The following is an 11,864-nucleotide window of genomic DNA, read 5'->3' on the forward strand; positions in this document are numbered from 1 at the left end:
CAACTCTCGTCCGGGCGCTCGCCGCGCTGCGGGCGAAGAACGCCGACATCCCGGTACGCAAACATGGCAATCCGTCGACATGACCGGCTGACCGGGAGGTCACCGTCGACGTGACGCGCCCCCTTGCCCGCTACTCTCGGATGGCGGGCAAGGGGGAAAGGTCGGCGCTGGCGGGGGGCATGTTCTCCACGAAGTTCGACCCGCCGCGGCGGCGGCGTGCCGTGCTAGGACCGCCCGGTGACGCGCACCAGTAGCCGCCGAGGGCAGATGATCTGCATAGGGTTCTCGAACTCGACCCCGCCCGAGTAGTCCACGGCGATGTCGTCGAAACGATCAAGCAGCGCGTTGAGCACGATCCTGACCTCCAGCCGGGCCAGCGGTGCGCCGAGGCAGAAATGGATGCCCTGGCCGAAGGCGAGGTGCCCGCCGGTGTTGCGGTGGATGTCGAAGCGGTCGGGATCCGGATAGCGTCCCGGGTCCCTGCTGGCCGCGCCGGTCCACAGCGTCACCAGCTCGTCCTTGCCGATCTGCTGCCCCGCGAGCTCCGTCTGCGTGGTGGTCACGCGCGCCATCCGGGAGAAGGGTGGGTACAGGCGCATCAGCTCCTCGATGGCGCCCGGCAGCAGATCGCGGTCCGAGCGGACGGCCGCGAACGTCTCGGGGTGGCGGTCGAGGACGACGATCGCGTTGCCGATCATGGCCATCGACGCGGCGTGGCCGGCGAACATGGTCAGGCCGATCAGGCCGATCAGATCGCCGTCGCGCAACGGCTTGCCGTCGATACTCGCCTGCGCCAGGTCACTGAGCAGATCGTCGGTCGGGCTTTCCCGGCGCCTCCGCACATGATCAAGGATGTACGAGTTCATCTCCCGGATGGCGGGAGTGACCTCGGCCTCCATGACCTCGGGCGGCACCGTCGCCGCGTCGAGGGCGCCCAGCGCGTCGCCCCATGCCCGGAACATCGGCACGTCCTCGTGGGGCAGGCCGAGCATCTCGGCGACCACGGTGATCGGTAGGGGATAGGCCAGCGTGTCGATCAGATCGAAGGTGTCGGAGCCGGCCGTGCGGTCGAGCAGGGAGTGGGTGATCCGAGCGATCCGCTCGGACAGTACCGACACCGCGCGCGGTGTGAAGGCATGGCTGATGACCTGGCGCAGCATCCGGTGGTGGGGCGGGTCGCTGGTGACCAGGTTCCCCATCAGGAACAGGTCGAGATCAGGCTGCGGTTCGTTGAACAGCCGCACCGTCTCCGAGGAGAACGTCTTCGGATCGGTGAGGACATGGGCGATGTCGGCATGCCGGAACAACTGCCATCCGTACTCCTCACTGTGATGAATCGGATGCTGGTCGTGCATCTCCCGGAACCAGGAGAACAGCGAGTCCACAGCCTCGGTCGCGGATTGGTTCGTCGTTGGCATGGCCTACTCCCGATCTCACTGCCGTTGTATCGCTGATCACAGACGATGGACGGGGCGGTAGATTCTGTGATCGACTTGGGGTGTCACCGGGCGGCGACCCTCGGGCGCCGCAGGCGACGACGAGGACAACGTTGGTGAACCGGCGACCCGAAGACCCGATTCGATGGCGCCGTCCATGTACCCGCTCCAGCCAAGGGCAAGATCGTCGCCGCAGAATCTGATCCGCCCGAAGGGCTGGCTGATCGCACGGTGTAGCTGTGTGAGCTGGAAGGGCTGCCGGTACGCGGGCCCACCGAGGGCGTACTGGTCTGCCTGCCAGTCCGTCACGGTGTGCCTGCGAAGCTGCGCGTCCGGGATGATCCTGCGTACCGCCGCCTCGACCTGGGCACGGTTGCCGACGTCAAGCCTGTCGTCCACTGTGAAGGCGACGACCGGCGCGTTCTCGTTCAGCCGGCCCATGATGACGAGGGGATAGCCCTCGGGCGCCTCGGCGATGAACCGGTCCGTGGGACTGGTGAGATCCAGCCACAGTTTCTTCTGGCGTGGCACACCGTAGCCCTGGCTGCTTGCCCTGCGGTACTCCGATGGCAGCGCCGGGCCGAAGCTGATGGTCTTCCAGACGTTGACCGGGACGGCTATGACGACCTCGGGCACGGTGTAGGTCGTCCCCGTGCGGGTCCCTACCCGCACCCTTCCATTGCTCTGAGTGATCGACGTGACGGGGGAGTTGAGCCGGAGGTCTGGACTGCCGTCCTTCAGGATGGCCTCGGCCAGGGCGATGGTGCCCTTCTCCATGCGGAAGGTGTTCACTCCGGAGAAGCTCTGGTAGTTCCAGCCCGCGAGTGCCCACCACTGCGACAGCTGGAGCATCGAGCCGCGCGCGCTCGGAGCGCCGTAGAGCGCGGTGGTGCTGGTCATGCGGATCTCGTCCTGGGGCGGGTAGGCGAGCTGGTCGAGCCGGTCGCGCAGGCTCAGCCGGTCCAGCGGTGTGATCAGATCCTCGCGGGCGAACGGTTCGTACGGCTTCGGGAAGTAGTCGCGTGAGCCGTCGAAGAAAGGAGTGAAGAGTTCGCCCTGCCGGGTGTAGGCCTCGACCGGGTCGTACTCGGCGAATCCGGTGAGGGTTGGCATGATCACGCGCTCGGGTCCCGCGTCGGCCACGACCGACAGGCCGTAGCGCGCTATCTCGCGCCACACATGGGGCTGCAGCGGGTCGACCCAGGCGCCGCCGCGCTCGATCTCAGAGCCGTTGAAGGTGTCGGTCCATGTCCGCCCGCCGATGCGGTCGCGTGCCTCGAGCACAAGCACCCGCTGTCCCTTGCGCCGCAGCTCGCGGGCGGCGGTGAGGCCGGCCAGGCCGGCCCCGACAACGATGTTGTCGTAGTCGCGATGGCCCGCGTGGCCCTGTTCGACGGCCTCGGCCACACCGGGGAGGCTGACCCCGAGCGCGGATCCGGCGACGGCCAGGCCACCTGCCCTGAGCGCGGTCCTGCGAGAGAACGAACGGCTGGACGAGCCTGTGTGCGCTCCGTCTTCATGCGTGGTCAAGGTGAATCCCCCCGCGTTACGGTCTGTGGTCGTCGAGGCGGTGTGGATGTCGCCGCGTTCCGGACGTGCGGGGAATCCGGCGCATGCGGCCTGCGCCTCGGATTCCCCGCGCCGTTCCGGGTGGCTGGGCTGGGTCAGGCGGAGGGCTTGCGGAACTGCTTGATCAGCGCCGCGTAGCTGTCCTCGGCGTGGCCGTCGGCCACCGCGCGCTTCGCCAGCTCCAGGAAGAAGGTCGGGAGTTCCGCGTTGACGCCGAGCACTTTGCTCTCCTCCACGAGGTGCTCCATGCCGCCCACGTGGACGTTGACGGTGGCGTCGGTGGCCGGGAACCTGTCCTCGTCGATCTGCTGCGCGTAGGCGGTGACGTAGTCGGCCGTGACGTTGATCGCCGTGACCGCCAGGCTCGCGAAGGTGGTCGCCGGAACACTCGCGGTGCCCAGGAGCGCGGCACCGTGCAAGAAGGTGTTGAGGACGCCCCACATGATGCTGAGGACGGACATGTCATAGAGGGCGGACAGACCGTGGTCCTCGTCGAGATAGACGGTCCCGGTCTGGCTGAGTACCTGCAGGGTGGCCAGGTGCCCGTCGAAGGCCGCCTTCGGTCCGGAGTACAGCACCGTGGCCTCGGCGGTGCCGATGGCCTGGGGGAGAGCCAGGATCGCGCCGTCGAGATAGGTGCTGCCGAGCTGGGCCGCCCAGCTGGCGGTCTCACGCGCCACAGTGGAACTGGCCGTGGTCAGGTTGACCAGCGTCCGGCCGTCCAGGGCGGCGCCGACCGGGTCCAGCAGCTCGTGCACGGCGTCGTAGTCGGAGACGCAGATGACGACGAGTGGGCTCGCCTCGACCGCGGCCCTGATCGATGGGGCGAGGGTCGCGCCGTTGGCGACCAGATCGTCTGCCTTCCCTGCCGAGCGGTTCCAGACCGTGGTCGGGTGGCCGTTGGACAGGAAGGCCGCCGCCAGCGCGCGGCCCATCAGGCCGAGTCCGACGACGGTGACCGGCGATGCGGAGACTGAGGGGGTGGACACAGGAGCTTCTCCGGATGTCGTGCGGCGTCCGCCGCGATGGATGTGATCGTTCGTTCGCCGGTCCCAGGCGTGCCAGCGCGGTGATGTGACCCGCGTCCGCGTTTCGTGCGTCGATCTATTCCCGTCCCTCGTCCTCGGCGGCCCACGGGCCGCTGACACCGAAGGGGTTGTCTACGACGTAACGCCAGTAGCCGTCCTCGCCCTGACGCAGGACGTCGATGGCGACGCCGTCCAGCGGCTCGGGTTCGCCGTTTGCGCCGATCGTGTCCATCCGCCACTCGACCACAAGCATGGCGGTGTCGCCGACCACCAGCTTCTGGCGCACCGTCGCTTCCACGGACGGTTTGCGAGTCGCCAGAAATTCAGCCACGTAGTCGCGGCGGACCTGGCCGCGGAGGGGCTTTCCCGGCTCCCACATCCCGACCGCGTCGTCGGTGTACATCGCATTGACCGCGGCGGCGTCACCGGAGTTGAAAGCGGCTCCGAAGGCCTCCTGGTGCAGGTTGATGTCACGTACCAGTGCGTATTGAGTTTCGGTCACGGCACATTTGCTCCATTCGTATACTGACGGCATATGGCGTGGACCTGCTCGCAGGCTAGCAGCGAGCGTTCCTCGATCCGGTCTTGTGTCGGTAATCGTGTATAAACGTGAGAGGAATCGACCCGATTACCGGTGAACAACCAGCCACGGCGCGGATCGTGTCCCGCAATCCTGTCCGACAGGGCGGGTTCGCCCGCTGGAGCCGGTAGGTCGCGAACCGTGGGCAGCGCACGCCGCGGCGGTGGTTGTGCTCCCGCGGGTCCCCCGGGGGCGGGTGCTGGTCCGTTCGGAGTGCCGGTATGCGGCTAGCCCTGGTCGGTCTGTTCCAAAGCCCGGGCCACCGCCGCCTGGATCGCCGGGGCCGCCAGCGCCTCGGACGGGTCAAGGAGGTAGGCCACCCGGGCGTAGGCGACCAGCAGGCGCTCATCCCGCCGCGCGGCCTCGAGCAGCTGGTCGAGAAAGGCGAGCTCGGCCTGTTGTTCCTCGCTCAGGTCACCGCCCACACCAGGAAAGACGCGGTCGGCCCCGGTCGTCAGCTCCCACACATGGTCGACGGCTTCTGCCGCCAGGTCGGCGAAGAACCTGCCGGGCTCGACCGCCCCCGACCGGTCGACGTGGTCCCGCAACACCTTGGATCCCAGGGCCGCGACGGTCATGCCCTGCCCGTATACCGGGTTGAAGCTGCATACGGCGTCGCCGATGACGAGTAGCCCGCCAGGGCGCGAGCTCATCCGCTCGTAGCGGCGTCGCAGGTTGGCCGGGAAGCGGTAGGCGATCGGCTCCCCGAGAGTCTCCTGATCGTGCACCGCGTCGTAGATGTCGGTGCTGGCCAGCGATTTCAGGAAGTCATGGAAGCCCGCGGAGTCGTGGGGTGGGTAGGCGCCGGCGATGCCGTAGCCGGTGACGACGGCACAGCCGTCCTCCACCTTGGCGCACAGCGCCCCTCGTGGAATCTCCGGCGAGGCGCCGACGTCGATGGAGACCTCGTCGACCATCCGGTCCTGCGCCAGCCGGTAGTACTGGGTGGTGTAGCCGACGTCGACCCGGAGCTGCTCCTCCTCGACCTCGGGGTAGCCGAGCTCCGCGAGCCACACGGGCGTGCGGGTGCGTCGGCCGGTCGCGTCGACGACCAGGTCGGCGAACAGATCACGGCTGGTCTCCCCCCGCCGGACGCGGGCGCCCACCACGGTCAACCGGTCCGGGCTGGTCAGCAGCCCCGTGATCTCGGTGCGTTCCGCCACGGTCACGTTCGCGAGCGCACGCACACGCCCGCGGACCCGCCGCTCCAGATGCGGTCTGCTGACTGACAGCAGGGGCAGACCGGACTGCGGCTTGGGCAGGCGCCGGCCGTTCACGATCCACCGCGTGTTGCCGGTGCCGTCGCCTGCGGCTGCGCCGTTCGCTGTCAGCTCCTCGGTGATCCCCGGGAACAGTTCCTCCAGGACGAGGAGACCAGCGGCCAGCAGGTTGTGCAGGTGCTCGCCGTGCGGGACGCCTCGTCGGGTGTCACGGTGCCCCCCGGCGGCGTCGTGCCCGGTGAGGTCGTCACGGTCGACGAGGACGACCTCGGTGTACCGGTCCGTCAGCACACGCGCTGCCAACAGCCCGGCCATGCTTGCGCCGAGCACAACCACACGATCACGTCCAGATGTTTCCGCCATGCGGTCACTCCCCTGCTGCGTGCTAAAGGGTGGGGGGCGGAAAATAGCCCGCCTTGACGAAGAAGCTCACATATCTCTCGAACAGGCCACGATCGACCGCCGGGCATTCAATGCCGGTTTCCCGCAGCGCGTGTTCGGTGTCCGAGACATCGATCGGCGGATAGGTGGCCAGGCCGTTGCCTGCGTTCATTCCCTCGAACGAGTCCAGCAGCGGGAACATCGCGTTCTTCCGGTCCCCGCGCACGCGGGCCGACCACGAGTCCCAGTCCAGCGCGGGCAGGTGGTATCCGAAGGATCTGAGGTGATCGACGAACTCGGCGAACGTCTGATTCTGCCGGTTGTACAGATGGAAGGTCCGGCCAGCGGTGTCCCGCAGCGTGGAGAGAGCCACGATCGCCGTGCTGACGTAGTCCACGGGAACCATGTGGACGACGCCGGCGAGGCTCTCGGGCACCGCCTGGGCCTCCAGGATTCCCCGGAGGCTCAACCAGACAAAATCCCTGGTCTGGCAGGCGCCGGTCATCTGGTCGCCGCACACGACATCCACCCGGTACACCGAGAGGGGCAGTCCGCGGTCCCTGCCGAGACCGATGATCTGCTCGGCGACCCATTTGCTCTGCAGATAACCGTTGTGCAGCAGGTGCGCCGGCCCGGTCGGGTCGGTCACGGTGGCCGCGCGCGCGTCAGGGCTCGGAGCGGGGAACACCCCGGTCGTCGACACGTAGTGGACCGGAACCGTGCGGTGTGCCGCGGCCAGCCGCAACACCTCCCGGGTGCCGCCGACGTTCGTCGGCGCGAGTTCGGTGTAGGGCCGCAGCCAGCTGACCGTCGCGCCGGCGTGATAGACGACGTCGACCCGGCGGGCGAGGTCGTCGAACCCGGCTTCGGCCAGGCCCAGTCGGCTCGCGGCCAGGTCACCGACGACGACGGACAGACGGGCCGGATCGATGTCCTCCCACACCTGGTACCAAGCCAGGTTCTCCCGCAGGCGGCGGGTCGCCGTGGCCCGGTCTTCTCCCCGCACCAGGCAGTGCACCGTGGCGGTCGTCGATCGCATCAGATCACGGAGCAGGAACGCGCCGAGAAAGCCGGTGGCGCCGGTCAGCAGGATCTCGGCGGGGTCGGTGGCCACCCGGTCGATCTCGCCCGCGGGCTGAATACCCTCGTCGAGGTGGACCTCGGCGGAGAAGTCGACGTCGGCGGCGCGCGAGGACGCCCCTCGCGCGGCCACCAGGAGGGTGGCCAGGTGCTCCACCAGTTCCTTGGGTGTCGGGCGCTCGAAGATCAGGGATGGCGGCAGCCGCAGACCAGTGGCATCGGCCAGCCGGTTGCGCAGCTCCACCGAGGTGAGCGAATCGAATCCGAGGTCGGAGAAGAGCTGGTGCTCCTCGACCGCTCCCGGTGCCGAGTGTCCGAGGACGAGCGCCACCTCCTGAAGGACGAAGTCCGACACCGCGCCGCGCCGGTGAGACGGGGGCAGTTCCGTCAGCCGGGCCAGCAGGCGCCGCGGTTCGGACACCTCCTCGGCGGCTCCGTCGGTGTCCCGCAGCAGGCGGCGCAGCAGCAGGGGCGCGCGACCGGCGGCGGACCGCAGCGCGGTCAGGTCGACCGGGGTGACGACAAGCGCGGGATGATCAGCCCGGAGCGCGAGGTCCAACATCCGCGGCCCGTCGTCGGAGGTGATGGCCCGCAGGCCGGAGCGGGCGATGCGGTCGAGGTCGGCGCGCGTCAGGTGCCCGCTCATCCCGCCCTCGTGCGCCCACAGTCCCCAGGCCAGCGACGTCGCCGGCAGCCCGAGTCGGGCGCGGTGGCTGGCCAGGGCGTCGAGGAAGCTGTTTGCCGCGGCGTAGTTGGCCTGGCCGGCGCCACCGATGATGCCCGCGATCGACGAGAACAGCACGAAGGAGTCCAGGTCGTGGGCGAGGGTGAGCTCGTGCAGGTGCCACGCGGCGTGGACCTTGGGCCGCAGCACGGTGGTCAGCCGGTCCGGGGTCAGATCCGGGATCAGGCCGTCGTCGAGCACCCCGGCCGCATGCACGATCCCGGTGAGCGGATGCTCCTTCGGGATGGAGTCCAGCAGCGCGCCGAGGGCATCGCGGTTGGCGAGGTCGCAGGCGGCGACGCGGACCTCGGCGCCGAGCCAGGTGAGGTCGGCGACGAGCTCGGCCGCGCCGCCCGCGGCCAGGCCCCGGCGGCTGGCCAGGAGCAGCTGGGAGACACCGTGCGCGCGGACGAGGTGACGCGCGAACAGCCCGCCGAGCGCACCGGTGCCCCCCGTGATCAACACGGTGCCGCCGGGCCGCCACGTGGTGCCGTCCGACGGCTCGGCCCCTCGCGGGACCCGGGCGAGGCCCGGTGTGCGGATCTGGCCGGCCCGGATGGCGATCTGCGGCTGGCCGGACGCGAGAGCCGCGGGCACCGCCGCCACCGACGCCGCGTCCTCATCCAGATCGACCAGCGTGATGCGGCCGGGCGCCTCCGACTGTGCCGAGCGCAGCAGCCCCCACAGCGGGGCCGCGACGAGGTCCGTGGCGTCCGGGCCACCCTGGCCGGTCGAGACGGCGCCTCGGGTCAGGACCGCCAGCGACGCGTCAGCGGCCGGATCGCCCAGCAGCCATGACTGGACCAGCCCCAGCATCGCCCGTGCCACCCGCTCGGCCTGCCCGGGCACGTCGCTGTCCGGGGAGAACATCACGGGGACCAGGAGGACGTCGTACGCCGGCCGCGAGCGCAGCGCGGCCAGGGCGTCCGCCACGTCGTCGAACACCATGCCGGCGGAGAGTTCCCGGAGCACCGCGGCCTGAGCGCCGGCCTGAGCGCCCCCGAGGCGCAGCACCGCCAGGTCCGGGGATATGAACGGTCCGGCCGTGGGGTGCGGGTCCCAGCCGACGCGGAGCACCGCGTCCCGCGGATCCGGCGCGGCGGTGGCCGCCGCCGCCGCGGGCCGCAGCCAGTACCGCTCGCGTTGGAACGGATAGGTCGGCAGGTCCACCTGCCGGGCACCCGTCCCGGCGAAGAAGGCGGACCAGTCGACAGGGAGCCCGGCCGACCAGAGCGCTCCCAGCGCCGCGACCGCGTCCTGCGCCTCGGTCGCGGCGGCTCGCGTCGCGGCCACGGCGGTGAGGCGCACGCTGTCGGCGACCAGGGCCGAGAGCACTCCGGCCGGACCCAGTTCCAGGGTGGTGGTCACCTTCTGATCGGCAAGTGTGCGCACAGCGTCGTGAAAGCGGACCGTGTGCCGTGCCTGATCCAGCCAGTACCGCGGGGAACGCAGCTGATCGCCGGAGGCGACCCGGCCGGTGAGGGTCGACACGATCGGGATGTCTGGAGCGTTCAGCGAGACTCCGTGCAGCACCTGGCGGAACTCGTCGAGGATGGAATCCACCAGCGGCGAGTGGAAGGCGTGGCTTACCGCCAACCGCCTGGTGCGCCGGCCCCAGGACCGCACGCGCTCCTCGATCTCGTCGACGAGGCGCCGGTCACCGGACACCACTGTCGACGCCGGGCCGTTGACCGCCGCGACCGCCACCGCTCCCGCCGACCGGGTCACCAGGGGGGTGATCTCCGCTTCGGAGGCCTGCAGCGCGACCATCGCCCCGTTACCCGGCAGCGCCTGCATGAGTCTGCCTCGCGCGGCGACCACAGCAGCCGCGTCCGGCAGCGACAGCACTCCGGCCACATGCGCGGCGGCCAGTTCGCCGATCGAGTGACCCACGAGGAAGTCGGCTCGGACCCCCCACGCCTCGAACAGCCGGAACAGGGCGACCTCCATCGCGAACAGCGCAGGCTGCGCATAGCGCGTCTCGGTCAGCCGGGTCCCGGTCTCGAGGACGCCGTGCAGCGGATGCTCCAGATGGGGGTCGAGGTGTGCGCACACCGCATCGAACGCCTCGGCGAACACCGGGAACGCCTCGTGCAGCCGCCTGCCCATGGCCGCCCGCTGGGCACCCTGGCCGGTGAAGAGAAAACTCAGCCGGCCCCTGCCTGGGGGCACAGCGGTCACGGTGTGGGCGCCGTCTTCGGCGAACGAACGGAGAGCGGTGAGCAGGGACTCGGTGTCCGAGGCCAGGATCACGGCCCGGTGCGGCAGAGCGGCGCGGCTGGTGGCCGTCGAGTAGGCGAGATCGAGGAGGGAAGAACCGGTGCCCGCCGCGGTGACCGAGATCAGGTCGCGCGCCTGGGCGACCAGCGCCTGCCGGCCGCGGGCGGACAGCAGCAGCGGGATCGCCGGCAGGGCCGGCGCTGGGTCCCGCGCCGCCGCCTCCCGCGCTGTCTCCTCACCGGGCGCCTGCTCGAGGATCAGGTGGGCGTTCGTGCCGCTCACGCCGAACGCGGAGACCGCCGCGCGGCGCACCCGGTCCGTCCTCGGCCACGGACGGTGCTCGGTGAGCAGCGCGATCGTCCCGGCGGACCAGTCGACCAGCGGTGTCGGTCGCTCGACGTGCAGGGTCCGGGGGAGTTCGGCGTGCCGCAGCGCCTGGACCATCTTGATGACTCCGCCTACCCCGGCGGCCGCCACGGAATGCCCGATGTTGGACTTCAGCGAGCCCAGGAACAGCGGGCGTCGCGACGTGTGCGCGGCCCCGTAGGTCGCCAGCAGCGCCTGGGCCTCGATGGGGTCGCCGAGCCGGGTGCCGGTGCCGTGTGCCTCGACGACGTCCACGTCGGAGGCGTCGAGCCGTGCCCGGGTGAGCGCAGCCCGGATGATCCTTTCCTGGGAGGTGCCGCTGGGAGCGGTGAGGCCGTTGGAAGCGCCGTCGGAGTTGACGGCGGACGACCGCAGGACTGCCAGCACCCGGTGCCCCCGGGCGACGGCCTCGTCGAGCCGTTCGAGCAGGAGCAGACCGACGCCTTCCGACCAGCTGGTGCCGTCGGCGGCGGCGGCGAAGGACTTGCACCGGCCGTCGGGGGCCAGGCCGCGCTGCCGCGCGAAGTCGACGAATCCGCCGGCGGTCCCGGCGATCGTCACCCCACCGGCGAGGGCGAGGGATGATTCGCCGCTGCGGAGGGACTGCGCCGCGAGGTGCATGGCGACCAGGGACGACGAGCATGCCGTGTCCACGGTGAGGGCGGGGCCCTCGAAGCCGAAGGAGTAGGCGATGCGGCCGGACATGACGCTGCCGAGACGGCTCGTCAGCAGGTAGCCCTCAAGCTCCTGGGGGCCGTAGAGCCCCAGGTAGGACTGCTCGACGGCGCCGACGAAGACGCCGATATCGGTGCCTTTGAGGGGGGTCGGGTCGATCCGCGCGTGCTCGAAGGTCTCCCAGGCCGTCTCCAGCAGCACCCGTTGCTGGGGGTCCATCGCCAGCGCCTCACGGGGAGAGACGCCGAAGAACGCGGCGTCGAACTCGGCTGCTCCCTCCAGGAAGCCGCCCTCTCGGGTGTAGGTGGTACCCGGCATGTCCGGGTCGGGGTCGTAGAGCGCGTCCACGTCCCAGCCGCGGTCGGTGGGGAACGCGGTGATGGCGTCCCGTCCGTCCACGACCAGCTGCCACAGATCGTCTGCTGAGCGCACACCTCCCGGGAACCGGCAGGCCATGCCCACGATCGCGACCGGTTCCACCCGGCCGGACTCCAGTTCCGTGATGCGCTGCCGGGCCTTCTGCAGGTCGGCAGCAACCCATTTCAGGTACTCCGTCAGCTTGTTCTCGTCCGCCATGGGTGGGTT

At 70.1% G+C, this 11,864-nt stretch carries 6 protein-coding genes; all 6 read right to left on the reverse strand.

What is annotated here, in order from left to right:
- Positions 1 to 224: 224 nt before the first annotated feature.
- On the reverse strand, positions 225 to 1,418 hold the full coding sequence (locus AC08OP_RS08785; protein ID WP_476613740.1) for a cytochrome P450: 1,194 nt from the start codon (positions 1,416 to 1,418) through the stop codon (positions 225 to 227).
- Between the two features lie 36 nt (positions 1,419 to 1,454).
- Entirely contained in the window at positions 1,455 to 2,966 is a 1,512-nt protein-coding gene (locus AC08OP_RS08790) for a flavin monoamine oxidase family protein (protein ID WP_476613741.1), read from the reverse strand.
- Positions 2,967 to 3,100: 134 nt separating this feature from the next.
- Entirely contained in the window at positions 3,101 to 3,994 is an 894-nt protein-coding gene (locus AC08OP_RS08795; RefSeq protein WP_462203759.1) for an NAD(P)-dependent oxidoreductase, read from the reverse strand.
- 115 nt (positions 3,995 to 4,109) lie between these two features.
- Complete coding sequence (locus AC08OP_RS08800) at positions 4,110 to 4,535, reverse strand: YybH family protein (protein WP_476613742.1); 426 nt, start codon at positions 4,533 to 4,535, stop codon at positions 4,110 to 4,112.
- 305 nt (positions 4,536 to 4,840) lie between these two features.
- Positions 4,841 to 6,196 carry an NAD(P)/FAD-dependent oxidoreductase gene (locus tag AC08OP_RS08805; RefSeq protein ID WP_476613743.1) on the reverse strand — a complete coding sequence of 452 codons (1,356 nt, stop codon included), beginning with the start codon at positions 6,194 to 6,196 and terminating at the stop codon, positions 4,841 to 4,843.
- A gap of 22 nt (positions 6,197 to 6,218) precedes the next feature.
- Positions 6,219 to 11,855, reverse strand: coding sequence for a thioester reductase domain-containing protein (locus AC08OP_RS08810; RefSeq protein ID WP_476613744.1), 5,637 nt, complete (start codon positions 11,853 to 11,855; stop codon positions 6,219 to 6,221).
- Positions 11,856 to 11,864 lie beyond the last annotated feature (9 nt).

The sequence above is a fragment of the Frankia sp. CeRuru1 genome (assembly GCF_977966315.1).

Excerpts from the sequence above, each read along its gene's own strand:
- AC08OP_RS08785 (WP_476613740.1), bottom strand. The coding sequence starts at position 1,418 with ATGCCAACGACGAACCAATCCGCGACCGAGGCTGTGGACTCGCTGTTC.
- AC08OP_RS08805 (WP_476613743.1), bottom strand. The coding sequence starts at position 6,196 with ATGGCGGAAACATCTGGACGTGATCGTGTGGTTGTGCTCGGCGCAAGC.
- AC08OP_RS08810 (WP_476613744.1), bottom strand. The coding sequence starts at position 11,855 with ATGGCGGACGAGAACAAGCTGACGGAGTACCTGAAATGGGTTGCTGCC.